The organism is Acinetobacter sp. UC24323 (genome assembly GCF_024151445.1).
Classification (GTDB): Bacteria; Pseudomonadota; Gammaproteobacteria; order Pseudomonadales; family Moraxellaceae; genus Acinetobacter; species Acinetobacter baumannii.
This window is the reverse complement of the sequence record NZ_JAHIBY010000007.1, coordinates 109,811-135,807: the sequence shown is the minus strand read 5'-3', so window position 1 is coordinate 135,807 and position 25,997 is coordinate 109,811. Positions and strand designations below refer to the sequence as shown.

The 25,997-nt window shown below is 41.6% G+C and carries 20 protein-coding genes and 1 pseudogene; 5 read left to right on the top strand and 16 right to left on the bottom strand.

Annotation, left to right across the window (positions count from 1 at the left end; all coding sequences use genetic code 11):
- Positions 1-21 precede the first annotated feature (21 nt).
- The gene (locus KNQ97_RS11120) at positions 22-1,653 is read right to left on the bottom strand and encodes an inorganic phosphate transporter (RefSeq protein WP_001087642.1); all 1,632 of its coding nucleotides are present in this window, start codon (positions 1,651-1,653) and stop codon (positions 22-24) included.
- A gap of 462 nt (positions 1,654-2,115) precedes the next feature.
- On the opposite strand from KNQ97_RS11120, the gene metH reads away from it, so the two are divergent.
- Positions 2,116-5,802 carry a methionine synthase gene (gene metH / locus KNQ97_RS11115; RefSeq protein ID WP_002060124.1) on the top strand — a complete coding sequence of 1,229 codons (3,687 nt, stop codon included), beginning with the start codon at positions 2,116-2,118 and terminating at the stop codon, positions 5,800-5,802.
- A 79-nt stretch (positions 5,803-5,881) separates the two neighbouring features.
- On the opposite strand, the gene KNQ97_RS11110 is transcribed toward metH, so the two are convergent.
- From KNQ97_RS11110 to KNQ97_RS11095, 4 genes are all read right to left on the bottom strand, one after another.
- Entirely contained in the window at positions 5,882-6,886 is a 1,005-nt protein-coding gene (locus KNQ97_RS11110) for a transketolase family protein (RefSeq protein WP_253612222.1), read from the bottom strand.
- Between the two features lie 10 nt (positions 6,887-6,896).
- Positions 6,897-7,742 carry a transketolase gene (locus tag KNQ97_RS11105; RefSeq protein WP_253612273.1) on the bottom strand — a complete coding sequence of 282 codons (846 nt, stop codon included), beginning with the start codon at positions 7,740-7,742 and terminating at the stop codon, positions 6,897-6,899.
- A gap of 19 nt (positions 7,743-7,761) precedes the next feature.
- On the bottom strand, positions 7,762-9,063 hold the full coding sequence (locus KNQ97_RS11100) for an MFS transporter (RefSeq protein WP_031962927.1): 1,302 nt from the start codon (positions 9,061-9,063) through the stop codon (positions 7,762-7,764).
- Positions 9,064-9,140: 77 nt separating this feature from the next.
- Complete coding sequence (locus tag KNQ97_RS11095; protein ID WP_216147823.1) at positions 9,141-9,890, bottom strand: SDR family NAD(P)-dependent oxidoreductase; 750 nt, start codon at positions 9,888-9,890, stop codon at positions 9,141-9,143.
- A 184-nt stretch (positions 9,891-10,074) separates the two neighbouring features.
- Here KNQ97_RS11095 and KNQ97_RS11090 point away from each other — a divergent pair, with 184 nt between their 5' ends.
- Positions 10,075-10,950, top strand: a complete 876-nt coding sequence (locus KNQ97_RS11090; protein WP_086223974.1) for a LysR substrate-binding domain-containing protein — start codon at positions 10,075-10,077, stop codon at positions 10,948-10,950.
- 11 nt (positions 10,951-10,961) lie between these two features.
- Here the strand turns inward: KNQ97_RS11090 and KNQ97_RS11085 are convergent, their stop codons facing one another.
- Positions 10,962-11,408, bottom strand: coding sequence for a hypothetical protein (locus KNQ97_RS11085; protein WP_032030468.1), 447 nt, complete (start codon positions 11,406-11,408; stop codon positions 10,962-10,964).
- Positions 11,409-11,599: 191 nt separating this feature from the next.
- Here KNQ97_RS11085 and KNQ97_RS11080 point away from each other — a divergent pair, with 191 nt between their 5' ends.
- Positions 11,600-12,745 carry an aldose epimerase family protein gene (locus KNQ97_RS11080; protein ID WP_253612221.1) on the top strand — a complete coding sequence of 382 codons (1,146 nt, stop codon included), beginning with the start codon at positions 11,600-11,602 and terminating at the stop codon, positions 12,743-12,745.
- A gap of 67 nt (positions 12,746-12,812) precedes the next feature.
- Here the strand turns inward: KNQ97_RS11080 and KNQ97_RS11075 are convergent, their stop codons facing one another.
- Positions 12,813-14,033, bottom strand: coding sequence for an MFS transporter (locus tag KNQ97_RS11075; protein WP_253612220.1), 1,221 nt, complete (start codon positions 14,031-14,033; stop codon positions 12,813-12,815).
- 106 nt (positions 14,034-14,139) lie between these two features.
- On the opposite strand from KNQ97_RS11075, the gene KNQ97_RS11070 reads away from it, so the two are divergent.
- Positions 14,140-14,928: a helix-turn-helix transcriptional regulator gene (locus tag KNQ97_RS11070; protein ID WP_001285119.1), complete on the top strand. Its 789-nt coding sequence runs from the start codon at positions 14,140-14,142 to the stop codon at positions 14,926-14,928.
- Here the strand turns inward: KNQ97_RS11070 and KNQ97_RS11065 are convergent.
- Both KNQ97_RS11065 and def read right to left on the bottom strand, forming a co-directional pair.
- The gene (locus KNQ97_RS11065) at positions 14,895-16,217 is read right to left on the bottom strand and encodes a glutaminase (RefSeq protein WP_000856715.1); all 1,323 of its coding nucleotides are present in this window, start codon (positions 16,215-16,217) and stop codon (positions 14,895-14,897) included. The two genes, KNQ97_RS11070 and KNQ97_RS11065, sit on opposite strands and share 34 nt — an antisense overlap.
- A 178-nt stretch (positions 16,218-16,395) precedes the next feature.
- Complete coding sequence (def, locus tag KNQ97_RS11060; RefSeq protein WP_000117817.1) at positions 16,396-16,878, bottom strand: peptide deformylase; 483 nt, start codon at positions 16,876-16,878, stop codon at positions 16,396-16,398.
- 234 nt (positions 16,879-17,112) lie between these two features.
- On the opposite strand from def, the gene KNQ97_RS11055 reads away from it, so the two are divergent.
- Entirely contained in the window at positions 17,113-18,411 is a 1,299-nt protein-coding gene (locus tag KNQ97_RS11055) for an MFS transporter (protein ID WP_000371741.1), read from the top strand.
- A 63-nt stretch (positions 18,412-18,474) separates the two neighbouring features.
- Here KNQ97_RS11055 and KNQ97_RS11050 read toward each other — a convergent pair whose 3' ends face one another.
- The 7 genes and pseudogenes from KNQ97_RS11050 to KNQ97_RS11020 form a co-directional block, all read right to left on the bottom strand.
- A complete protein-coding gene (locus KNQ97_RS11050) occupies positions 18,475-19,671 on the bottom strand; it encodes a hypothetical protein (RefSeq protein WP_253612219.1) in 1,197 nt (398 codons plus the stop codon).
- A 155-nt stretch (positions 19,672-19,826) separates the two neighbouring features.
- Positions 19,827-21,467 (bottom strand): thiamine pyrophosphate-binding protein, encoded by a 1,641-nt coding sequence (locus tag KNQ97_RS11045; RefSeq protein WP_005111834.1) that lies wholly within the window; start codon positions 21,465-21,467, stop codon positions 19,827-19,829.
- Positions 21,468-21,505: 38 nt separating this feature from the next.
- Complete coding sequence (locus KNQ97_RS11040) at positions 21,506-22,972, bottom strand: aldehyde dehydrogenase (RefSeq protein ID WP_016144598.1); 1,467 nt, start codon at positions 22,970-22,972, stop codon at positions 21,506-21,508.
- Positions 22,973-22,985: 13 nt separating this feature from the next.
- Positions 22,986-23,777 (bottom strand): aspartate dehydrogenase, encoded by a 792-nt coding sequence (locus KNQ97_RS11035; protein WP_079548227.1) that lies wholly within the window; start codon positions 23,775-23,777, stop codon positions 22,986-22,988.
- A 15-nt stretch (positions 23,778-23,792) separates the two neighbouring features.
- Positions 23,793-24,587, bottom strand: coding sequence for an SDR family oxidoreductase (locus tag KNQ97_RS11030; RefSeq protein WP_000009973.1), 795 nt, complete (start codon positions 24,585-24,587; stop codon positions 23,793-23,795).
- A 15-nt stretch (positions 24,588-24,602) separates the two neighbouring features.
- Positions 24,603-25,427: an alpha/beta fold hydrolase gene (locus tag KNQ97_RS11025; RefSeq protein WP_000988617.1), complete on the bottom strand. Its 825-nt coding sequence runs from the start codon at positions 25,425-25,427 to the stop codon at positions 24,603-24,605.
- A 36-nt stretch (positions 25,428-25,463) separates the two neighbouring features.
- Positions 25,464-25,985 (bottom strand): annotated as a pseudogene (locus tag KNQ97_RS11020) (cupin domain-containing protein).
- Positions 25,986-25,997: the final 12 nt, after the last annotated feature.

Genomic DNA, 25,997 nt, shown 5'->3' with positions numbered 1-25,997 from the left:
TTTTTTATTCAAACAGACAGCTTATACAAACTGTAAGAACAACCAGTATAGACCACCAGACAAACAGATGGTTGCAGGAAGGGTAAATACCCATGCAGAGAGAATTGTTTTTACAGTATTGAAATTCAGGCCTGATTTATTGGCAACCATAGTACCTGCAACAGCACTATTTAAAACGTGTGTTGTTGAAACTGGCATACCTAAACCATCTGCTGCAGCAATTGTACTCATTGCAACAAGTTCAGCAGACATCCCTTGACCATAAGTCATGTGATGCTTACCAATACGCTCACCGACAGTTACCACAATACGTTTCCAGCCAACCATAGTACCAAGTCCAAGCGCTAATGCGACTGCCACTTTCACCCAGTTTGGAATGTATTGTAAGAATGAATCCAAGCTACTACGATAATCTTTCACAAGCTTTTTCTGTGAGTCATCCATTTTTGGTAAAGCTTCTGCCTTATCCAAACGCTTAAACGTCGTTGTGCTCAAATACATGTCATTACGGATTTCGCTAATTGCAGCTTCTGGAATATCTTTTAAGTTGCTATAGCTAGAAACACGCTCACCCAAATGGTCAGTCATGCTTGCCAATGCAGGTACAACTTCAGGCGTTTGTTGCTTGGTTTGAATGTATTTAGTTAAAACAGCACGCGCTTTTTCGTCAGTCAATTCTGGTTGATTTTGGTTTAACAAAACCGCAGTTTGAGAAGAAAGCTGGTGGAATGATTGAACCTGCTGTGTATCGAGGTTTTTATTTAATGAATAAGCTAATGGCACTAAACCAACCAAAATAAGCATGATAAGACCCATACCTTTTTGGCCATCATTAGAACCATGTGCAAAACTCACACCTGTACAGGTAAAGATAAGAATTGCACGAATGATTGCTGGTGGTGGCTTATTCCCTTCAGGTGGCTGGAATAATTCTAATTGGCGTTTGAAAATAGTTTTAACCAACAAGAATACAATTGCCGCAAAAGCAAAACCAATTAAAGGAGAAAATAATAATGCCTTACCTACTTTAATCACCTGATCCATATCAACACCACTGGTCGTTACGCCAGTCGATGCACTCAACAGATGATTCATAATACCCACACCTAAGATTGAACCAATCAAGGTATGAGAGCTAGAAGCAGGAATTCCCAAGAACCAAGTACCAAGATTCCAAAGAATTGCAGCGATCAACAATGCAAAAACCATTGCAAAGCCAGCACCACTGCCCATGTTCATAATAAGTTCAACTGGAAGCAATGCAATAATGCCATACGCAACAGCACCACTTGCGACCATTACCCCAAGGAAATTACAAAAACCTGCCCACATGACTGCAACCGGTGCAGGCAAAGCATTTGTATAAATAACCGTTGCAACTGCATTAGCAGTGTCATGGAAACCGTTTACAAATTCAAAGCCTAGTGCAATCAAGAGTGCAGTAGATAAAAGAATAACTGAATAAAGGCTTAAAGGTGGAACATGCGCTAAATCAGCACTGACCTGAAACCCAATATAAATAAGTGTTGCAATAATAATCGTCAGAAACACCGGCATAAAAAACTTAGGTGTCGGGACATGTACATTCGTCGATTTTGCTTGCAGGTTTGCCGCAAGTTTTGAATCCGAAACAGGGGGTAGATTAGAATTCATGCAGATGGTAAGAGGATAATAAAATCCTCTGTATTCTTAAATTAAATTATGACAATTATATGACAAAGAGGCGCCTGATGAAGTCAATTTTTTATATTTTGACCTCATTTGATGCACCTTTCCCCGACTGTTTTTATTTTTTTCTTAAAATACAATAATTTAAACCATTAATTATGAGCTCCTTTTGTGCTTATTTTTACAGCAAAAAAATAAATAAAATGACCCATGTGTCTATTTTTCATACAAAGCAACTGTAATATTTCGGCATATTGAGCATGAAATATTTCAATATCATGATCATTTGATGAATATTTCATGAAAATTCTTTTGTTTTTGACATAAAGCGATCTCTTTTTTAACTTTTTAGTCAGCTACACCTGACCTTCGTAGATCATCATTTGTGCTGCTATTCTGTTACAATAGCGCCGCATTTTTAAATTCATATAAAGATCGGGGTTTTCTATGTCTACGCTTGCCACCCTAAAAGCGCTTCTTGCTAAACGCATTCTGATTATTGATGGTGCAATGGGAACCATGATCCAGCGCCATAAATTGGAAGAAGCTGACTATCGTGGTGAGCGTTTTGCTGATTGGGCACATGACTTAAAAGGTAACAATGACCTTTTGGTTCTAACACAGCCTCAAATCATTCAAGGTATTCATGAAGCCTACCTCGATGCTGGTGCAGACATTATTGAAACCAACAGCTTTAACGGCACACGTGTTTCAATGTCTGACTACCACATGGAAGATCTTGTTCCAGAGATTAACCGTGAAGCAGCACGTTTAGCCAAAGCAGCTTGCGAAAAGTATTCAACGCCAGACAAGCCTCGTTTTGTGGCAGGTGTACTGGGGCCAACATCTCGTACATGTTCAATCTCTCCAGATGTGAACAACCCTGCTTTTCGTAACATTAGCTTTGATGAACTAAAAGAAAATTATATTGAAGCGACTCATGCACTAATTGAAGGTGGTGCAGACATCATTCTGATTGAAACTGTATTTGATACTTTAAACTGTAAAGCAGCGATTTTTGCAGTCAAAGAAGTCTTTAAACAAATTGGTCGCGAATTACCAATTATGATTTCAGGGACCATTACCGATGCATCAGGCCGTACTTTAACAGGTCAGACAGCGGAAGCTTTCTGGAACTCGGTTCGTCATGGCGATTTGCTTTCAATCGGTTTTAACTGTGCCCTTGGTGCAGATGCCATGCGCCCTCACGTAAAAACTATTTCCGATGTCGCAGATACCTTTGTTTCAGCGCACCCAAATGCAGGCTTACCAAACGCATTTGGTGAATATGATGAAACTCCAGAGCAAACTGCAGCTTTCTTAAAAGAGTTTGCTGAAAGCGGTTTGATTAACATTACTGGTGGTTGCTGTGGTACGACACCAGACCATATTCGAGCTATTGCCAATGCGGTAAAAGACATTGCGCCTCGCCAAGTGCCTGAAACGGTACCTGCTTGCCGCTTAAGTGGTTTAGAACCATTTAATATTTATGATGATTCATTGTTTGTAAACGTTGGTGAACGTACTAACGTTACCGGTTCTAAAAAATTCTTACGTCTCATTCGTGAAGAGAACTTTGCCGAAGCTTTAGAAGTTGCACAGCAACAAGTCGAAGCTGGCGCACAGATTATTGACATTAACATGGATGAAGGGATGCTCGATTCGCAAAATGCGATGGTGCATTTTTTAAACCTTGTAGCATCCGAACCTGACATTTCACGTGTGCCGATCATGATTGACTCATCGAAATGGGAAATCATTGAAGCTGGCTTAAAATGCGTACAAGGTAAACCGGTTGTTAACTCAATTTCCTTAAAAGAAGGTTATGACGAGTTTGTTGAAAAGGCCCGCCTCTGCCGTCAATATGGTGCTGCAATTATTGTGATGGCCTTTGACGAAGTAGGTCAGGCCGACACTGCTGAACGTAAACGTGAAATCTGTAAGCGCTCTTACGACATTTTAGTAAACGAAGTAGGCTTCCCTGCTGAAGATATTATTTTTGACCCGAACGTGTTTGCAGTTGCGACTGGTATTGAAGAACACAACAACTACGCAGTCGATTTTATTGAAGCAACGGGCTGGATTAAACAGAACTTACCGCATGCCATGATTTCTGGCGGTGTGTCTAACGTTTCGTTCTCATTCCGTGGTAATGAGCCAGTTCGTGAAGCCATTCACTCTGTATTCTTGTACCATGCCATCAAACAAGGCATGACCATGGGTATTGTGAACGCAGGTCAAATGGCTATTTATGATGATATTCCTACCGAGCTAAAAGAAGCGGTTGAAGATGTCATTTTAAATCAGAATCAAGGTGAGTCTGGTCAGGCTGCAACCGAGAAATTACTTGAAGTTGCAGAAAAATACCGTGGACAAGGTGGTGCAACAAAAGAAGCCGAAAACCTTGAATGGCGTAATGAGTCAGTTGAAAAACGTCTTGAATATGCCTTGGTTAAAGGTATTACGACTTATATTGACCAAGACACCGAAGAAGCTCGCTTAAAATCAAAACGTCCTTTAGATGTGATTGAAGGGCCACTAATGGACGGCATGAACGTCGTCGGTGACTTATTCGGTTCAGGCAAAATGTTCTTGCCACAAGTTGTAAAATCTGCCCGAGTCATGAAACAAGCAGTGGCATGGCTCAACCCGTACATCGAAGCTGAAAAGACTGAAGGACAGTCTAAAGGTAAAGTCCTAATGGCAACGGTTAAAGGTGACGTACACGATATTGGTAAAAATATTGTAGGCGTAGTACTTGGCTGTAATGGCTATGACATTGTTGACCTTGGCGTAATGGTCCCTTGCGAGAAAATCTTGCAAACTGCGATTGATGAAAAATGTGACATCATTGGGTTATCTGGTCTGATCACCCCATCTTTAGATGAGATGGTGTTTGTTGCTAAAGAAATGCAGCGTAAAGGCTTTAACATTCCTTTATTAATTGGTGGCGCAACCACTTCTAAAGCCCACACAGCAGTAAAAATTGACCCTCAGTATCAAAACGATGCGGTAATTTATGTTGCCGATGCTTCACGTGCTGTTGGTGTAGCGACAACCTTGCTTTCGAAAGAAATGCGTGGTGCATTTATTGAAGAGCATCGTGCTGAATATGCCAAAATTCGTGAGCGTTTAGCCAACAAACAACCAAAAGCGGCCAAACTGACTTATAAAGAGTCGGTTGAAAATGGTTTTAAAATTGATGAAAGCTACGTGCCACCAAAACCAAATCTTTTGGGAACACAAGTTTTAAAGAATTATCCGCTTGCTACACTCGTGGATTATTTTGACTGGACGCCATTCTTTATTTCTTGGAGTTTAACTGGCAAATTCCCGAAAATTTTAGAAGATGAAGTGGTCGGCGAAGCAGCAACTGACCTTTACAACCAGGCACAAGCGATGTTGAAAGATATTATCGACAACAATCGTTTTGATGCTCGTGCCGTATTTGGTATGTTCCCTGCTCAGCGTACAGATGCAGATACCATCAGCGTATTTGATGAAGCTGGTCAAAATGTTACGCATACTTTTGAGCACTTACGCCAGCAATCTGACAAAGTGACAGGCAAACCAAACTTGTCTTTGGCAGATTACATTCGTGCTGACCGCGAGCAGCAAGACTACTTGGGCGGATTCACTGTATCGATTTTTGGTGCAGAAGAACTGGCAAATGAATACAAAGCCAAAGGTGATGACTACTCTGCAATCTTAGTGCAATCATTGGCTGACCGTTTTGCTGAAGCCTTTGCAGAACACTTACATGAACGCATTCGTAAAGAGTTCTGGGGTTATAAAGCTGATGAACAGCTTAGCAATGAAGAACTGATTAAAGAGAAATACGTCGGTATTCGCCCTGCCCCAGGCTACCCTGCTTGCCCTGAGCACTCTGAAAAAGCAGTATTATTTGACTGGTTAGGTTCTACCGACAAAATTGGCACCAAACTGACTGAACATTTTGCAATGATGCCACCATCTTCGGTAAGTGGTTTCTATTATTCTCATCCTCAAAGTGAATACTTTAACGTGGGTAAAATTTCTCAAGACCAACTTGAAGATTATGCGAAACGTAAAGGTTGGACACTGGATGAAGCGAAGCGTTGGTTAGCGCCGAATTTAGATGACTCGATTGTTTAGATTTTTAAATAACCCTGTTTAAAAATAGGGCGTGAAGGAATTTCCATCACGCCCTTTTCAATTTGAAAGTTTAATCTTTCTACTTCAAATGTGATTTAATCTTCTCTTTAACTGCTTCAGTTGAAATACCATAGCGATCATGCAAAGTTGGTAATGCCCCTGCATCTAAAAATGCATCTGGCAAACCAATCATGTCAAAACGAGGATGTTGCCCATTTCTTAGAAGTAGTGAGCCGACAGCTTCACCTAAACCACCAATCACTGAATGATTTTCGACAGTTAAAACAGGTCGCCCACCTTTAGCGACTTCATCCAAAATAGTTTGTTCATCTAAAGGCTTAATGGTAGGCACATGCAACACTGAAACCTCAATGCCCTCTTTTTCAAGCTCTTCGGCTGCCTCAAGCGCACGCATGGTCAATAAACCAGTTGAAATAATGAGTAAATCTTTACCCGGTTTAATCACCTGTGCCTTACCCAATTTAAACTGGTAGTTGTATTTATCGAGCACTAACGGAACTTGTCCACGCAATAAACGCATATATACGGGGCCATTATGCGCGGCAATCTGAGGAATCGCCTGTTCTATTTCTAAGGCATCACATGGATCGATAACCATCAAGTTCGGCATAGCTCGGAAAATCGCAATATCATCTGTCGCTTGATGACTTGGGCCATAACCCGTGGTTAGCCCCGGAAGTGCTGCCACAATTTTGACATTCAGGTTATCTTCCGCAATTGCCATACAAATAAAGTCATAGGCACGGCGTGATGCAAACACAGCATAGGTCGTCGCAAAAGGAACAAATCCTTCACGAGCAAGTCCTGCTGCTGCGCTCATCAAAAGTTGTTCTGCCATGCCCATTTGGAAAAACTTGTCGGGGTTTTCTTTGGCAAAAATATGTAGGTCTGTATATTTTGATAAATCTGCTGATAAACCTACGATATCGTCACGCTCTTTTGCCAAGGCATTCAGTGCATGTCCAAATGGAGCTGGTTTAGTCGGTTGGCCCTCGGCAGCAATAGAAGCAATCATTGCAGAAGTGGTTAGTTTTTTCTTAGGAGGATTAGCTAACTGGCTCATGGTATATTCCTTACTGTCCGTAGTGGGTCAAAATATTTAAAGCATCGTCCCATTCATGTTCATCAACACGAATAAAGTGTGTTTTTTCGCGGCTTTCCAAGAACGACACGCCTTTACCCATTTTGGTGTCACAAATAATGACGCGTGGGCATTTTCCCTCATGGTTTCGCGCTTGATCGAATGCCTCAAGTAACGCTTCCATGTTGTTGCCATCTACGCGTTGGGTGTACCAACCAAATGACTGCCAACGATCAACAATTGGCTCAAACGCTAAAATTTCGCTGGAGTGCCCATCTGCCTGCTGATTATTCACATCAATAATGGCAATCAAGTTATCTAGTTTCCAATGTGAAGCAGACATCACGGCTTCCCATGTTGAGCCTTCATTTAGCTCTCCATCGGACAGTAAGTTATATACAAAAGCATCCGACTTTTTCTGTTTTAGCCCTAAACATGCACCGACTGCAATTCCAAGACCGTGACCCAATGAACCACCTGTAATTTCCATGCCCGGCGTATACGAAGCCATACCCGACATCGGTAGACGACTGTCATCTGCACCGTAGGTTTCAAGTTCTTCAAGCGGGATAATTTTTGCTTCAATTAAGGCCGCATAAAGTGCAATTGCATAATGCCCAATAGAGAGATAAAAACGGTCACGGTCTTCCCATTCGGGGTTTTCTGGCTGATATTTCATCGCATGAAAATAAGATACTGCCAGTAGATCTGCAGCCCCCAAAGCTTGTCCAACATAACCTTGACCTTGTACTTGCCCCATGCGTAAAGCATGTTGGCGAATGTGGTAGGCACGTTGTTGCAACTCGGCAATTTGGCCTGCTTTATCAACATTTAACATTGTCATTTACTATTCCTTATTAACGATTAACCAGTTTTGCTGGAACACGCAGAACCAGACTGGCACCGAAAATTAATACTGCTGTGATTAAGAACATACCGATTGCATTTGAACCTGTGTTGGTAGTGACCCAACCGATTAAATAAGGTGAGCAAAATCCTGCAAGATTGGCGAAGCTATTCACTGCTGCAATACCTGCCGCTGCGGAAACACCACCCAAAAAGTTGGTCGGTAACATCCAGAATAAAGAAGATGCCGTCAGCACACCTGAGGCTGCGATGCAAAGGCAAATTAAAGAGAGCGTTAGATTTGAAGCGAATAAAGTCGCAAATGTGAGTGCTATAGCGCCTGCACACATCGGAATAATTAAGTGCCAGCGGCGTTCTTGGAAATGGTCACCACTACGCCCTGCCAAAATCATGACCACAATCGCACACATATAAGGTAGGCTTGTGAGCAAACCAATATGCCAGTTATCACTAATACCTGAGTTACGAATGAGAGTTGGCAACCAAAATGTAATGGCGTATTGGCCCATCACTACACAAAAGTAGATACCTGCGAGTAGCCATAAACGTTTATCCGCGATGAACTCTTTGACGCTTGCATGGCCTTCTTTATGCTGGTTATCTTGAGCAAGCTCTTGCTTCACCAAATTTTTTTCGTCTTGGGTTAACCAGTTGGCATCTTGAACAGAGTCTTTTAAAACAGCGAGTACCAATAGGCCAACAAGTACGGTAGGAATGGCTTCAATTACAAACATCCACTGCCAGCCAAACCAGCCATGTACGCCGCTCATTCGGTCCATGATTAAGCCTGAAAGTGGTCCACCAATCATTCCTGAAATTGGAATCGCGATAAACCACAGTACGGTCATGCGCGCACGGCGGTAAGATGGGAACCAATAAGTGAGGTAGAGCAACAAACCCGGAGCTAGTCCAGCTTCGGCGACACCAAGCAAAAAACGTAAGGTGTAAAATTGCCATTCAGTTTGAACAAAAGCAAAACAGCCTGACAAAATGCCCCATGTAATCATGATTCGGGCAATCCAACGTCTTGCGCCTACCTTGTGAAGTACGATGTTACTTGGTACTTCACAGAGAAAATAACCAATAAAGAAAATACCTGCACCTAACCCATATACAGCTTCACTAAACTGTAAATCGCTCATCATTTGGAGTTTGGCAAAACCCACATTTACTCGATCTAAATAGGCACAAAAATAACAAAGCATTAAAAATGGCATGAGCCGAAATGCAATTTTTCGATACGCCGATTTACGAATCGTTGTATCTACTTCAGATGAAAATACTGTATCCATCATGCGAATCCCTTTACATTTGGCCACAGTATCCTCTTGTGACCATCATTCTATTTTTAGTTTTTAAATGACAAGCGTTAATGAATCAGCATGCCACCATTTACATCAAGTGTGACACCAGTTAAGTAAGCTGACAGATCACTTGCCAAAAATAATGCCGCATTTGCAACATCTTGCGCTTTACCTAAACGGCCAAGTGGAATACCTGCCAAAATGTCGTGACGACGGTCATCATTCATTAAACCGCCAGTAATATCAGTCTGGATTAGACCTGGAGTAAGAGAATTTACACGAATCTGGTCACCACCAAACTCACGAGCCATCGCTTTTGCCAGACCTAACACGCCAGCTTTAGCAGCACTATAGTGTGGCCCGCCAAAAATACCACCGCCGCGCTGTGCTGAAACTGAAGATAGGCAGACAATGCTTCCACCACCATTTGCCTTCATTGATGGAATAACAGCTTGCGACATAATCAGTGTTCCGCGCAGGCTGACATCTAAAATACGGTCATAGTCACTGCGTTGAATATCGAGGGTTTTAACTGGCTGAGTAATACCAGCATTGTTAATTAAAATATCAATCTTGCCATAGTGCTGTAGTGCTTGTTCAACAGCTACTTTGACCTGTTCTTCGTTCGCAACGTTTGCAGCAAGACCCATATGTCCTTCGCCAAGCGCCTTTGCAGCGTTTTGGCTATGAGCAAGATCTAAATCAACAATAATGACTTTGGCACCTTGTTGTGCAAAGATTTCTGCGGTTGCTCGACCAATTCCACGTTCTGATGCTGCACCCGTAATTAATGCCACTTTTCCTTGTAGTAACATGTTGAATCCTCTTTTACGCTTTATTTCCTGAGTTCTGACTTAGAATGTCTTTTTTCACAAAGCCCAGCAATCATGTCGAATTCAACAAGGCATGAAAAAAATTCACGCCTATGCTATTTTCAAATAAGTTTTAGGGATAAAAACGGATCATTTCATGGATAGCAGTGAAAACAATTTCAACCAGATGCCCTCAATTAAAACATTACAGGCTTTTGAACAAACCGCTCGTTTCGGCAATGTTGCTAAGGCAGCCGAGCATTTGAATCTCACGCCTTCAGCAGTGAGTCATCAAATTGCTAAGCTTGAAGAAATGATTGGGCAGAGTTTATTTATTCGTGGTGCGCGTGGTGTGACGCTTACCCCTTCTGGTGAGCGCTATTTTCAAGATGTCACCACCATTTTGCATAACCTGATGTTAGCCACTGAAAAAGCTGCCGATAAAAGTCCTAAAGACAGTTTATATATTCACTCATCTCCAAGTTTTGGTTTGCTTTGGTTGCTCCCTCGCCTCGAGTCATTTAAAGAAAAGTTCCCCATGATTCAGGTTAACCTATCGTGTTCGTATGAAAATTTGCACTTTACCCGCGATAAGATCGATATTGATATTCGTCATGGTTTACCCAACTGGACAGGGGTAGAAATCAGAACCATTCGTAATGAAAAGCTTGAAGTGCTTGCGTCCCCTAAGCTACTGGAACGTAGTCCAGTTCATAAACCTCAAGATTTATTAAAGAAAGAACTAATTTTATCGCGTTCAACTTTAGTTACTTGGCCCCAATGGTTTGCCCATCAGGGTTTAAGCATTCCTGAGTTTCCCTACACTTTGAGTTTTGACCGCTCTTATATGTCACTTGAGGCGGCCACACACGGGCTAGGTTTTGTTTTAGAAAGTAATTTGCTTACCCAAAATTATTTAGAATCTGGAAAGTTGGTTAGAGTTTTTGCAGATGAGCTATCGATTCCAATCTCTGCTCATCACTTGGTATATCCACGAACCCACCAATTTATTCCTAAAATTGAGTTATTTTTAAACTGGATTCATGATGAATTGGCAGGCTGAGAAATCATTTCTTAAAGGATCTGAATTTCCTCAACTCGTAAGTGATGCATCATCTCTCGAATAAATACAAAGTAGGTAAAAATATAAAGCTGATTTGGAACCACTTGGTTTGTGTAGTAACTCAAACGTTCAATAAAATCATTAAATCCATGCTCAAGCTCAGTACGGCTGATTTGCTTTTTAGCACTAAAAAATAACTTACTCAGTTGTGCCATGGCGGTATCAGCCGTAACGGCTATACCATTTATATTGAGATTTCTGAGTGGCTGTGACTCGATGATTTCTTCAATAAAATAAATCATCTTTTCAATCGCAAGCTCATCAATAACACTATTGCTGATACTTTTTGAATTAATAAAACCTAAGCCCTGCTCAACGTGAATGTGCTGGCTGTCTACATCAAACGAGAGACTACTTAGACCAAGTGAAAATTTTAAAATTGAATTAGGATGATTCATAAAAATAGCTTACTGCTGAAGTTTGCTAATAAAATTAATTTGTTTATAACCCTAAATGGTATCAGCTGTTCACTACTCAGCATTAACTGATCGATTATTATTAACACTATATATAATAAAAACCTCTTTAAAAAGATGAAAAATCAATCTTATATTCATCCAGTCTTACTATTACAAAATAGAGTATAAGCATGAAAAAATTAGCAATTTTAGGTGTTACGGTTTATAGCTTTGCACAACTTACCAATGCAGCAACGTTAAATGTAAAACCATATGGTACGACTCAAGACGGCCAAAAAGTTGATCTATACACCATGAGTAATAACAATGGAGTCTCGATATCTTTTATTAGTTTTGGTGGTGTAATTACCCAGATTTTGACTCCCGATGCCCAAGGCAAACAAAATAATATCGTTTTGGGCTTCGATAATCTAAAAGGCTATGAAGTCACTGATACCAAGGAAGGCATTCATTTTGGCGGATTAATTGGTCGTTATGCGAACCGGATTGGCAATGCTAAATTTAGCTTAGATGGAAAAACGTATAACCTCGAAAAAAATAATGGCCCGAACTCATTACATAGCGGCAATCCTGGTTTTGATAAACGTGTTTGGCAAGTTAAACCCCTCGTTTCTAAAGGTGAAACTGTTAAAGCTTCTCTGAAGTTAACCAGTCCAAATGGAGATCAAGGTTTTCCCGGAAAATTAGATGTAGAAGTGATCTACAGTCTTTCAGATCAAAATGAATTTAAGATTGAATATAAAGCCAAAACTGATCAGCCTACAGTCGTCAACCTCACCAACCACAGTTATTTCAACTTATCAGGTGCTGGGAACAATCCTTATGGCGTGCTAGATCATGTGGTACAACTCAATGCAGACCGTATATTGGTAACCGATCAAAACTCTTTACCAACAGGTGAAATTGCTTCAGTTGCAGGTACGCCTTTTGATTTTCGGACGCCTAAGGCGATTGTGAAAGATATTCGAGCGAATAATCAGCAATTGGCCTATGGATATGGCTATGACCAAACTTGGGTAATTAATCAAAAGTCTCAAGGGAAACTCAATCTTGCGGCTGTTGTAGTTGATCCAAAATCTAAACGAACCATGCAGGTTTTAACCACTGAACCAAGTGTCCAAATGTATACAGCCAATCATTTATTAGGAAATATTGTTGGCGCAAATGGTGTGCTCTATCGACAAGCAGACGCGCTAGCATTAGAAACACAGCATTTTCCAGATAGCCCGAATCAACCGGCTTTCCCGTCTACACGTTTAAACCCAAATCAAACTTATAACAGTGTTACCGTATTTAAGTTTGGTGTTCAAAAATAGTCTTTCTAATGAGGCTATGTTCATATTAAAAAGACTCTCAGCTGAATATGGCTGAGAGTCTTTTCATTTATTTAACTTTTGTGTTTGGTAAAAGTGCAGTTGCAAAACCAAGTAATGGCAACAATGAACATAAACCAAATACCCATTCAATGCCGTTAATATCTGCTAAATGCCCTAGCCCCGCTGCGGCAATACCACTGACCCCAAACATAAGGCCAAACATTAAACCTGCAATCATGCCTACACGGCCCGGAACAGCTTCTTGTGCATAAACCACCATCGCTGCAAAAGCAGATGACAACACCAAACCTGCAATAATTGAGAAAACCGTTGTCCAAAATAAGTTTGCATACGGCATCATTAATGCAAACGGCGCCATGCCAACAAATGAAACCCAGATCACAGCTTTACGGCCGATCTTATCGCCAATTGGGCCACCCGCAAATGTACCTACAGCCACAGCTGCCAAAAAAGCAAATAAGTGTAATTGAGCTGTTTGAATACTAATATGGAACTTTTGAATTAAATAAAAAGTAAAATAGTTACTAATGCTGGCAATGTAAGTAAATTTAGCAAACATCAACACACTAATTGTGCCCAAGGCGATAATGAGCTTACGGCCATGCAATTTGGTATGTGCTTGCGTAGCACGTGTAACCACCTGACTTTTAGCATGGTTTACTGTCCAGCGGCTTACACCGAATAAAACCCAAATCGCTAAAAGTGCAAATATCACCAAGCCCGCAACTGCATGCTGCCCAAATGGAACAATTAATAATGCTGCTAATAATGGACCAATGGCAGTACCTGTATTTCCGCCCACTTGGAAAGTCGACTGAGCTGTACCGAAGCGCCCACCTGATGCCATACGCGCCACACGCGAAGCTTCTGGATGAAAGGTGGCAGACCCTACCCCAATCAGTGCAGATGCACATAACAACACGGCAAAACTTGGCGAAAAGGCTAACAAGATAATGCCGCAGAATGTGACGACCATTCCAAGTGGGAGAAGATACGGTTTTGGATGTTTATCGGTATAAAGTCCAATCCAAGGCTGTAGCAGCGAACCTGTAATTTGATATACAAACGAAATCAGGCCAACCTCCGCAAAACTCAGCGCAAAGTTTGCTTTTAGCATTGGATAGATGGCTGGTAGCACTGCCTGAATTAAATCGTTCAGTAAATGTGCAACCGCCACGGCGCCTACAATTTTAATAATCATTCCTTGAGACTGATCATTTGCAACGGTATTGGCAATACCATCTTTCAATTGTATTGAAGACGTCATACCTGAAAAACTCCAATATTTTTAAATGAGATGCTTATTGTAAATTGTCGCTTATAAAGTTATCTTCCAATAATCATTGTATAAGTGACAACTTTTAGGATAGCTTATGTCCGATTCTCTTATTCAGTCCGATTTGTCTGAACTGGTAATTGGACTCTCTTCTGAACATTCTTACCGAGAAATCACGCCTACCCACACGCATACACGTGCTCAGTTTTTATATGCGTCCACTGGCAACATTCAGGTGTTTACACCTAATCATGTCTGGATTGTGCCGCCCATGTGTGCGTTATGGATTCCGGCAAATGTAGAGCACAGTGTGATTTCACTGAGTCACGTGAAGTTAAATACGGCGTTGGTTGAAGTAAATGCAGCCGCACTCATGGGACAACATTGCTTTATTATTCGAGTAAGCAACCTGTTGCATGAGCTTTTAATACGTTTAAATGAAATTGAACGAGAAGATGCTCCAAATACGGCCACTTCTCAAGAACTTTCCCGTTCTTTACAAATTTTGATTTTTGAAGAAATCCATCGGGCCAATTTGTTGCCTATTCAGATTCCGTGGCCGAAAGACAAACGATTATTAAAAATTTGTCAAGAGTTATTACATACGCCTGACAGTTCAAAAGATTTAACAGATTGGGCCGATGATATTGGTGCGAGTTCTAGAACTTTAATGCGCATGTTTCAAAAAGAAACGGGGCTGTCTTATCGGGCATGGGTACAGCAAATGCATATTGCACTTGCCTTGAGTAAAATCGCGAATGGCGAATCTATTGCCCAAATTTCAGAGTCACTGGGGTATACCAACCCCAGCGCGTTCAGTGCAATGTTTAAGCGACATCTAGGAAAAACACCTCAACAATTTAGAAGTGCCGCGATGTCGCTATAAGTCTTTTTTTTAGAGCGGATCTCATGCTTTTCTAATAAATCATCGAAATCATGATAAACATGAAGTTCTCGATCTTTAGCGGTTCTCGCATGATCTAGGCGCTGTTCAGGATCAACCAAAACAAGGGTATGACCATCATCAATCAGACGATCTACACCTTCTAAGAACATACGTTTACCCACATCGTGGATAAGTGAAATCTGGGTTAAATCAATCACGATTGTGCTTTGGTCAGTGGTCTCGTCTTGTAAAATACGCAACAACATTTCAGCTTCGGTAAACTTCAATACACCTCGAAGCACATACACACTTAATGATGCATCTTTTCCTGTGCGGTAATGACTTTGTACAATCGTTTGTGCAGAAGGTGTACCTTCCATGAGGTGTAGCCCCATGTCACGAGATAATCGCTCTAAAATATCGATACCTCGAACACTATGACCATGCTCATCTAGTCGAGGTGAAAAAGCAGCGATACTGACCTGCCCCGGTAACACCCCCAAAATACCACCTGCTACTCCACTTTTAGCAGGAATGCCTACTGTTGAAAGCCAGTCGCCTGCTGCATCGTACATACCACAGCTCATCATGACACTGAGCACTTGTCTAACCACAGATCGGTTCAAGAGGCGTTTTCCAGTTTTAGGGTCAACCCCACCATTGGCAAGTACACTGCCCATACGTACCAGATCTTTAACTGTAACCATGATCGCACATTGACGAATGTAACCATTCACAATATCGACTGGGTCAGTTTCTAAAATTCCCACCGTTCGCAACATATAACCGATCGAAAGATTACGGTAGGCGGTTTTGACTTCCGAATCATAAACAGACTCATCAAAACTTAATTCGCGACCAGCAAGCTCGCTCATAAAACGGCGTAGAATTTCTGCACTATGCAAACCATGTTTGACCTGAATCAAGGAATGTACAGTAATTGCGCCAGAGTTAATCATCGGGTTTTTTGGACGACCATCTTTACCCAAGGAGATTTCATTGAATGCTTCCCCCGAAGGCTCTACCCCTACTTTCGCAAGAACTGCATCAATGCCAAGTTGTTGTAAAACGTAAGCATACACAAAAGGTTTAGAAATCGATTGTATGGTGAATTCAACATCATCATCGCCGACCGAATAAATTTCACCATCTACCGTAGACATTGCTAAAGCTAATCGATTTGGGTTTGCATTGGCCAACTCAGGAATATAATCGGCGAGATGACCGCTGTTATCGATGTCACAGGCTTCTATAACATTTGCCAAATAATCTGGGAGAGGGGTTTTCATGGTCAGTAACCTTAAATGAGGAGATTTACAACATCGCGCAAAATTTCAGCACAACCTGCTGATAATATTAAAATTATATCTTTTGTAATGAGTTAAAAATCACGATATAAATATTTTAATTCTGTTCTCTTATTTATTTCAAGCTCATTATAGGTTTTTCAAAACTTTAAACTGAAGATTAGCTTATTCTTTCTACAAACAAGATTCCATTTAAATGATCGACCTCGTGTTGAACAATACGAGCAGGAAAACCGTGAAAAATTGTTTCAACTGCTTCACCCTGAAGTGTTAAGTATTTCACCTTGACCATTTCTGCACGTTCAACTTGTCCACGCTCATCCGGTACACTTAAGCAGCCTTCTTCGCCCAAACACGTTTCACTCGAAAATTCTAAAATTTCTGGATTTACCATGACCACAGCATTCATTTCAGGCGCATCCGGATAGCGTGGATTTGGTCGAGAAGCCACAATAATAACGCGTTTAGAGATATAAACTTGCGGTGCAGCAATCCCCACTCCATTGCGCTCAAGCATTGTCGCATGCATAGCATCAGCAAGCTGATAAAGCCAATTACTGTTTAACTCATTTGCAGAAACAGGAGCCGCAATTAGTTTTAAAATATCTTCACCACGCTTCGCGACAGGTAAAACCACACTCATCCTTTGAATCTCTTATTAAACTGGCTATGACAAGTTTTATTGTGTCGCTGAACGCCCCAAAAGAAAAGTCATTCCTACATCTGTTTTTGTTTTATCTAAAGCGTTTTTTGTTTTAAAGCTTTTTGATCTGCGTAAGTCCAATCTGCGTTGCCCTATAGAACAAATTTCCTCCATTTACTTTTATTTCACTTTTCCATTAATATCCAAACTTCAATTACAACAATTAAGTAAAAAATGGATCAGGACTTAACTTTGCAGGACGCGAACTATCTTAATAAAGAAGATAAACGAACTCTTGCCCTTTCTTCATTGGGTGGAGCTTTAGAGTTTTACGATTTTGTGATTTATGTGTTTTACGCCAAAATCATTTCCGACCTCTTTTTCCCAAGCACGCTTAGTCCGTTTTGGGCCATGCTCAATACTTATGGCATTTTTGCAGCAGGTTATTTTTTTAGGCCCTTAGGCGGGGTTGTCATGGCCCATTTTGGTGATTTGGTGGGGCGTAAAAAACTATTTTCGCTTTCTATTTTGCTGATGGCGCTGCCTACCCTGTTTATCGGGATTTTGCCCACTTTTGAAAATATCGGATATTTGGCACCCCTACTTTTGTTACTTATGCGTGTGGTACAAGGGATTGCGATTGGGGGTGAAATTCCAGCTGCATGGACCTTTGTATCTGAACACGTGCCTGAAAGAAAAATCGGACTAGCAAATGGTTTATTAACTGCCGGACTGTCTTTAGGAATTTTACTAGGCGCGCTCATGTCTTTATGGATTTCACTTAATTTTAGTGAAGGACAAATCCATGACTGGGCGTGGCGTATTCCTTTCATTGTGGGTGGTATTTTTGGACTCGTTGCACTTTATTTAAGAACGTATTTGAAAGAAACCCCTGTGTTTAAAGCCATGCAGGCCCGTAAAGAAATTTCTAAAGAAATGCCTGTAAAACAAGTCTTAAAAACGCATAAAACAGCCGTTGCAATTGGCATGTTATTTACATGGTTTTTAACGGGATGTGTGGTGGTGGTGATTTTAGCCATGCCAAATTTGTTGATTGGTTCATTTGGCTTTGAGCGCGCACAGACTTTTGAAATGCAAAGTGCAGCCATTGTCATGCAAATGGTGGGCTGTATTTTAGCAGGCTATTTTGCTGACCGTTTTGGCTGTGGCAAAGTCATGATGGTCGGTGCGCTTGCCGTGGCACTTACAGCGGCAGTTTTTTATAACAGTTTAGGTCATGCGGCACATTCAACTATTTTTGGTTTATATATGTTGTTAGGTCTATGCTCAGGTACTGTCGGCATGGTGTCGAGCAGTATGGTTAAAATGTTCCCCGCGCCTGTGCGTTTCTCGGGCATTTCATTTTCTTATAATTTATCGTATGCAATTGTTGGCGGTATGACGCTGCCTTTAGTTCATTGGCTCAGTCAATATAGTGATATTGGTGCGATGTATTATATTTTCGCGCTAACAATTTTGGCCTTTGTAACTGCCTTTGTGTTTTGGAATAAGTTTGAAAAAAACAGGTATTAAAAATTTTCACTTATTAAATAAAAAAACCACGCCGATTGCGTGGTTTTTTTAATATTGCTTACTTTAGAAAGTAAAGCCGATATTAAAGTTAATACGGTATAGCCATTTATCGCTGTTTGGTGAAATTGCAGAGGTATACCCTGTTGAGTTGGTTGCCCCACCAATAATGTTAGAGTTTTTCCCCCAGGTATAATCTGCCCAAACCATAAATGGTGAAGCAATAAACATCATTCCTGTGGTATTCATTTGCGAGTCTGACCAATCATCACGTTTTTTATCAAGATAACTATAATCATTATAAAACTTAATGGCTTTTAGCTTGCCCATATTGGTCACAGGCAACGTATAGGCAAGGTTTAAACTGGCAATGGTTCCTTCCGAAGCAATGAAATAAGCAGGTGTAAAACCATTATTGCCCATTAAGGTCATGTCACTATTTACACCATCCGGATTTTTAGCATCGTACTGATAGTGAATGACCGAACTTTGTAAGTTAAAGCGTTTGTAGTTGTTTTCGGTATGCAAACCGACTGCATAATATTTACCGTCTTTATCAGTCACTTTGTTATGTAGCTGAGCGATTGCACCCGAGACACCAAACTCTTGCTTACCGAAATCAGTTTCTAACTTGCGCACAATGCGGGTATTAAACTGATGACGTTTTTCATTCTGATAAGCTTTTTGAGATGGAAATGCATTTTCTTGCAAGTCATCATAAGTTGCACTTTCAGGTGAATAACGCAAGTTGGTTTCTAACATTTGCGGGTAATAACCGAGTTTTACATCCCAATCTTTGTTGTGATAATTCCAGTTGATCCCTGGTGCAATGTTATTGCCATATCCTAAAAAGAATGGAATATGATAGGTCCAGCCATTTTGCGGATAGGGATAAATCGTAAATGGTTTATAAACCAAACCCGCTTCAATGCTATTATTGGCATCTAGGTTATAGCCCACGTACGCTTTTTCAATGGACGTTTTCTGTTGGTCTTGAAATAGATAGCTGGCGTTGATATAGGCATCATCAAACTTACCTTTGAGATCTACCCTGAAAATATCAAAATAGAGTTTACCGAAACCGCGGTTTGGCCCTTCCCAATCTTCATAACGTTGATTTAACCGAACCACCCCACCTAACTTTAATGAATCTGTGCCATCATCACTTTTCCATTCAAGCAATGAGTCTTTTGCAAATGCATTGACGCTTACCCCCAGCGTAAGCGGTGCAATGAATGCCATGATCAATGAAGTCTTTTTCATCTCTACATCCTTGATTGAGTTCCAGCGTCCTGCTGGAACTTTATTTGTTTTACCTGTAAAACTTCGTTTTTATTGTTTTTTAGACAAAAAAATTTATCTAAAAAAAGGATGGCTTAGCAGCTCCCATCGCATATGTACTAAACCATCCAAACTGGTTAATACAGTTTCTTTTGCGGTGGACCCGCGAAGTTTAATGGTCCAATCGAGTTCATATCGAGCTCGATCACGGTTGGTCCTTCAAAAGCAACAGCCTCTTGAATAACCGTTTTAAACTCATCTGCACTACCGACTTTCCAGCTTTTCACACCCATTGATTCACCAAGGAGTTTATAGTCAGGTGTATGTAATTCATTGAAATACTGACGACCACCAAAGTAGTTATTTTGAATGCCACGCATTACACCATAACCACCGTCATTCATAATCATTAAGACCATATTGGTGTTTTCTTGCACCATAGTTGCAATCTCACCAATACCAAGCATTAAGCCACCATCACCGACTAAACCAATTACTTTTTTGTCAGGGTTAGCAATCGAAGCACCGATTGCTGTTGCAAGACCTAAACCAATTGCCCCCGCAAGCGAGTGGATGTTTTGGTTTGGTGTTTGTACCGGGAATAAACGACTGCCCCATGTACTACCCGACATGGTGATATCACGTACAAAAATACCGTCTTGAGGTAAAGCTGCACGTAAGTGATCACAAATTAAAGCGTACTGATCGATTTGTTTACGCAGTGCATCAATTGCAGCCTGTTTAGCAGCCACTACAGCAGCATCGTAATCGGCATCAACTTTTGAAGTTCCTTGAAGCTGTTCTAACACACGTGTTAAGACATCTTTGGCATCGCCACAAATGAAGTTGCGGATTTTGTAATTACGTTGCTGAGCTACTGGGTTTGCATCTACCTGAATAATGTTTTCAGGAAATTCAACCGAATAAGTTTTAGTTTCATTACTACGTAAACGAGAGCCCACCACAACCATCAAGTCAGCATCTTTTAATAATTGCTCAACGCCTGCCGAGTTATGGAAAGCACCTAAACTACGTGGATGATCATCTGGCAACACCCCACGAGCATGAGTCGATGAAACAACCGGAATGCCTAAATCTGCAATTGCTTTAACTTCTGCAACGCTATTTAAAGTTCCACCGCCAATCCAGAAAATCGGACGTTTTGCCTTTTTGATTTCACTGACAAGAAGATCAATTTCAGCTTGCTCTGCCTGTGGCAACTCAAGTGCTTTCACTGGCCCAAGATTAAGTGGTAAATCAATTTCTGCTGCTTGTACATCAATGGGTAATTCAACACTGACAGGTCCCATTGGAACTGTGGTTGCAACACGAATAGCTTCACGAATCACGCCAACAGCATTGTCTGGACTGGTGATACGGAACGCTGCTTTGCTTGATGCGCGCAAGAATGTAAGTTGGTCTTTGGTTTCATGGATGAAGCTTGCATCACGGTCGAGATATTCACGCTCAACTTGACCCGTTAAATGCAATACAGGACTACCCGCATTCATTGCTTCAATCAGTGAACCTACTGCATTACCAGCGCCAGCACCTGTACTGGTCAACGCTACCCCTAGGCCTTTAAAGCGTGAGTGTGCATCTGCCATAGTAACCGCACCCGCTTCACCACGTGCTGCAACAAAGCGCATTTTTTCACGGCGCCCTACCGCATCGGCAATAGGTAAATTGTGGATGGAAATAACACCATAAATACTATCAACTTGGTGCGCTTCTAAAACTCTTGCGATTGCTTCGCCTACATTTACACGTTCAGTCATATCTGTTCCTCAAAATTTGTTTTCAGTCCTTGAATTTATTAATCGCACCAAGGGTTAGGCTGTTCATTCAGCCCCATATAAATACTCTTTTGTTGCATGTACGATAAAATGCCCAAACGGCCTTTTTCGCGCCCAATCCCACTGTCTTTAAAGCCACCAAACGGCGCACTAATCGAGAATTTTTTATAGGTATTAATCCATACCGTTCCCACTTCTAATGCACGTGCAATACGCCAAGCTTTACGATAACTTTCAGTCCAGATACCTGCGGCAAGACCAAAACAACTGTCATTGGCTTGAGCAATTAAATCTTGCTCGTTGTCATACTTCATAACGACTAAAACAGGGCCAAAAATTTCTTCCTGACAGGTTTGAGCACTGTTATTTAAGCCCGTGATAATCGTTGGTAGGTAATAGCTTCCTTTGGCATAGTCACCAGTCGTAAGCGCTTCACCACCAATCAGAACTTGACCACCTTCGCTTTTGGCAAGCTGTACATAGCGGTCAACTGACTGCAAATGTTTGTCATTGACCAGTGGACCTAAATGCACACCAGCTTGTTCCGGATGGCCCACACGTAAGCCTTTGGTTATTTCAACCAAACGCGTTAAAAACTGATCGTAAAGACTGCTATGAATAAACAAGCGAGAACCTGCAATACACGCTTGGCCTGCCGAGCTAAAAATACCGTAAGCCACACCTTTAGCAGCCAGTTCGACATCTGCATCCGGTAAAACGATGGTTGGTGACTTACCACCTAACTCAAGCGAAGTGGTAATGAGTTTATCTGCGGCAATATGTGCCAAATGACGACCCGTGGTTGTTCCACCTGTAAAAGAAATTTTACGAACCAATGGGTGCTGAGCAATTGCGTCACCAATTACAGAACCACGCCCTACTAACACACTAAGTAAGCCTTTTGGTAAACCTGCTTCTTCAAAAATTTTGGCAAGTTCTAAAGCAATCAGTGAGGTTGCTTCTGCTGGTTTTAACACCACGGCATTTCCTGCTGCCAAAGCTGGAGCAAGCTTTTGAACTTCACTCGCAATTGGAGAGTTCCAAGGAGTAATAGCTGCCACAACCCCTACAGGTTCATGCACACTCATGGTCATAAAGTCTGGAGCACGTTGGGTGGTGAGTTCATCATTTAGTGTTTCACATGCAGCTGCAACATAACGTGCAGTTGCCGCAGCACTCATCACCAAGCCACGAGTTTCGGTTAAAGGCTTACCATTATCGCGGGTTTGTAGTTTTGATAATTCATCTACACGCGCTTCAATAATGTCTGCAACTTTGTAGAGAATACGTGCGCGCTCATGCGGCAAGCTGTTTCTCCAGCTCGGTTGACGCCAAGCCTGATCTGCTTTTTCAATTGCTTCATTTACATCTTCAAGCGTTGCTGTTGAAAGCTCAGCGTTTACCGACTGATCTGCCGGAAATAGGCTTTGAATGACTGCACCACGGCCTAATCGCCATTCACCTGCAATATAAATTTCCTTTGCCATGATCAAATCCTTCTTAAATCTGTATTGCTTCTACACTGTTGCGACAAGCACGAATCACGCTAAGCGCAGCCAAAGTTGATGTTTTCGGGTTACTTGGCAATGGCACACCCACCAGTTCAATGGTCATTTGTCCAAAGCCACCTTCTGCCACAATAGTGTGTTTGTTTTTGTTGATGGTTGGATCAACAGTTAACTCAACCATGGTTTCATCCATTCCAAGTCCTGCAAGTGCAATCGTTGCTGCAACGTTGGCATTGGCCGGAAATTTCATGGCAGCTTCACGAGCAGTTCCAGTAAAAAAGACCGTAGGTTCTGAAACATGGTCTAAATCGACCAATTGCTCTGCATAACTGCCCTTCCAGCTTTTTGGACTTTTACAGCCTTTATAAGTGACCTTTTGCAAGCCACCTTCTTTAGCAGCAGAAATACCGTCAATACCTGCGATAGCCCCTGCCAGTAAATGCAGATGGGCATCATTTTTTTCGGCAGTTTGTTTAAGCTGAATTAAAAACTCGTTATCAGCCAAAGTACCCACCGAAATCAGTCCAATGGTCCAGCCTTTCGCTAAAACTTTTTGAGCATGCTCTTTTACTGCTGCTTGACCTGCCACCTCAATGACATAGTCTGGCGTACCATCACATTGCTCAATATCGGAAATCACCTGAATCTCGGAAGAGACTTGTGATTGCACTTTTTCAATGCTGCGAGATGGCACGACAATCCACTTGAGTTGCAGATCTTGGGGCAAGTGGGCATACACTTCTGCTGCCATTGCGCCAAAACCAATCATCATCAACTTTTTCATGACAGCACCTGATATTTATAAATGTTTGTTAAAACCACCCGAGACATCTATTGCCGAACCTGTGGTGTAAGATGCCAATGGTGATGCCAAGAAAACTAAAGCACGTGCAGGCTCTTCTGGACGGCCTAAACGCTGCATAGGAATGCCACGATTTTTTGCGATATTGCCGGTCCACTCTTCCCATGACAGATTTAAATCTGAACGGGTTTCATAACGGCGTTTCCACTGCGCAGATTCCACCATTCCGAGTAAAATCGAGTTCACACGAACGCCATACTGAGTAAACTCATGCGCCAACGAATGGGTTAAATTCAACAGTGCAGCGCGTGCAGATGAAGTCGCAATCATGTGGGGTTCCGGTTGCAATGCCAGTAACGAATTCACATTGGTAATTGAGGCATTTGCTGACTGTTTTAAGTCGTCAAGAAAAGCCCGTACCGGATGTAAAACACTGAAATATTTCAGCTCAATCTCTTTCATCCAGTCTTCATCTTGCGTATTTTCAAAATTTGAAACACGGCCTTGTCCCGCATTGTTAATAAGCATGTCCACATTGCCCAAATTGAGTTTGACCTCTTTGGCAAATTGCTGAACTTCTTCTTTTTTCAAAACATTACATGCTTTGGTAAAAATATTGGCATGTGGAAATTTTTCTAAAATATAGTGCTTAGAAGCATTTAAACGTTCTTCATCGCGACCACACCAAGCAACTTTTGCACCCTCTGCAACCAGTATTTCAACAGCAGCCAGCCCAATCCCAGATGAGCCACCGGTAACAACTGCAACTTTTCCTTCAACTTGGAAGCTCATAATCCTTAATCTCTCTTACGATTGTTCCTGAATCGTCAACATAATTTGGTTAAATGCTTGCGGTTGGTCGACATAACTTAAATGTCCTGCATCTTCTATGACGAAGCGCTGTTCCAACTGCAATTCCTGAGCAAGCTCTTGTATACCTAACGCAGGAGTGATTTGATCTTGCTGCCCTGCAATCACTGTGCATGGGACTTTTAAATCGGTTAAATAATTACGTATTTCGTCATATGCCAGTAAGTAAGATGCATGTGTGAAACCTTGTAAGGTCAACTGCTGCATCACTTCTGAAACTAAAGCTAAGGCTTGTGGCTCTTGTTTATAAATCAAATGAGGTCCACGGCTTTGGGCCATTCCTTTAGCACCGAGTTCTTTCAACATTTTTGGTCTTTTTTCAAAAACCTGAATTTGTGTCTGTTCATCGTGGCGTTGGTAGCCTTGCGCCAAGTTAGCGACCACCAAGTGTTTCACTCGCTCGGGGTAAAGTGCAGCAAATGCACTGCCCTGTAAGGCACCTAATGAGTGTCCCACCACTATTGCTTTTTCAATTTTTAAAGCATCGAACAACCCTGCCAAACGCTTTGCGTAGTCGGTTGCATTCGGTTGATCCGTTAAAAGTTCATCTGATTTGCCATAGCCCGGTGCGTCCCAGGCAATGACATGAAAATGATGAGACAGCACTTCAAGTTGGTTTACCCATGAAGCAGAACCGGAACTAATGCCATGCAACAACACAAGGTATTCGCCCTGACCAGCTTCCCGATAGGCTTGTTGCTGGCCTTGAACATTGACCGTTTTCACCGGAAATTCTGCTAACTTTTCAATGAGTGTCATCATTTCTAATTCTTTCCTTTCATTCACTTCATCAAACAATTAACGTTTGATTTGAGACAATGGATGCTCTGGTGGATAGTTAGGAATTGTTGGTTTACCTGTTCCCAACATCACGCACATCAAGGCATCTTCTTGACCTGGGTTAAATAAACCACGGTAGATCCCCGGTGGAATTGAAATCAGGTCACGCTCTTTTAAGCGGGTCTGGAATTTCTCGCCGTTATGCTCAATAAACAAATCAATTTCGCCGCGGAGCATAAAGAAAACTTCTTCAACGTCGTGGTGAATGTGCAAAGGACCTTCACACTGTGGTGGTAGCACCATAGTCGAAAACGTAAAGTTCTCTGCAGGTACAGTATTGCTGTCATTTGCAACACCAGTTGCACCCGTACCCATATAGCGCATTTGAGCACGGCGATATTTCGGGTCGTAATCGGCTTGGAACTTCAAAGCCTCAAAGTCATATTTACGAGTCTCAAAGCGAGCAATACGTGTGTTTAACCAATCTTCTAAAGAAGCGCCTTCCGGCTGTTTCCACTATTCGAATTGTTGTGTAGTCATTTTTTAAACTCC

Bases quoted from the DNA above. Each gene is read 5' to 3' on its own strand.
- KNQ97_RS11120 (WP_001087642.1), bottom strand. From the start codon at position 1,653: ATGAATTCTAATCTACCCCCTGTTTCGGATTCAAAACTTGCGGCAAAC.
- metH (WP_002060124.1), top strand. From the start codon at position 2,116: ATGTCTACGCTTGCCACCCTAAAAGCGCTTCTTGCTAAACGCATTCTG.
- KNQ97_RS11110 (WP_253612222.1), bottom strand. From the start codon at position 6,886: ATGAGCCAGTTAGCTAATCCTCCTAAGAAAAAACTAACCACTTCTGCA.
- KNQ97_RS11105 (WP_253612273.1), bottom strand. From the start codon at position 7,742: ATGTTAAATGTTGATAAAGCAGGCCAAATTGCCGAGTTGCAACAACGT.
- KNQ97_RS11100 (WP_031962927.1), bottom strand. From the start codon at position 9,063: ATGGATACAGTATTTTCATCTGAAGTAGATACAACGATTCGTAAATCG.
- KNQ97_RS11095 (WP_216147823.1), bottom strand. From the start codon at position 9,890: ATGTTACTACAAGGAAAAGTGGCATTAATTACGGGTGCAGCATCAGAA.
- KNQ97_RS11090 (WP_086223974.1), top strand. From the start codon at position 10,075: ATGCCCTCAATTAAAACATTACAGGCTTTTGAACAAACCGCTCGTTTC.
- KNQ97_RS11085 (WP_032030468.1), bottom strand. From the start codon at position 11,408: ATGAATCATCCTAATTCAATTTTAAAATTTTCACTTGGTCTAAGTAGT.
- KNQ97_RS11080 (WP_253612221.1), top strand. From the start codon at position 11,600: ATGAAAAAATTAGCAATTTTAGGTGTTACGGTTTATAGCTTTGCACAA.
- KNQ97_RS11075 (WP_253612220.1), bottom strand. From the start codon at position 14,033: ATGACGTCTTCAATACAATTGAAAGATGGTATTGCCAATACCGTTGCA.
- KNQ97_RS11070 (WP_001285119.1), top strand. From the start codon at position 14,140: ATGTCCGATTCTCTTATTCAGTCCGATTTGTCTGAACTGGTAATTGGA.
- KNQ97_RS11065 (WP_000856715.1), bottom strand. From the start codon at position 16,217: ATGAAAACCCCTCTCCCAGATTATTTGGCAAATGTTATAGAAGCCTGT.
- def (WP_000117817.1), bottom strand. From the start codon at position 16,878: ATGAGTGTGGTTTTACCTGTCGCGAAGCGTGGTGAAGATATTTTAAAA.
- KNQ97_RS11055 (WP_000371741.1), top strand. From the start codon at position 17,113: ATGGATCAGGACTTAACTTTGCAGGACGCGAACTATCTTAATAAAGAA.
- KNQ97_RS11050 (WP_253612219.1), bottom strand. From the start codon at position 19,671: ATGAAAAAGACTTCATTGATCATGGCATTCATTGCACCGCTTACGCTG.
- KNQ97_RS11045 (WP_005111834.1), bottom strand. From the start codon at position 21,467: ATGACTGAACGTGTAAATGTAGGCGAAGCAATCGCAAGAGTTTTAGAA.
- KNQ97_RS11040 (WP_016144598.1), bottom strand. From the start codon at position 22,972: ATGGCAAAGGAAATTTATATTGCAGGTGAATGGCGATTAGGCCGTGGT.
- KNQ97_RS11035 (WP_079548227.1), bottom strand. From the start codon at position 23,777: ATGAAAAAGTTGATGATGATTGGTTTTGGCGCAATGGCAGCAGAAGTG.
- KNQ97_RS11030 (WP_000009973.1), bottom strand. From the start codon at position 24,587: ATGAGCTTCCAAGTTGAAGGAAAAGTTGCAGTTGTTACCGGTGGCTCA.
- KNQ97_RS11025 (WP_000988617.1), bottom strand. From the start codon at position 25,427: ATGATGACACTCATTGAAAAGTTAGCAGAATTTCCGGTGAAAACGGTC.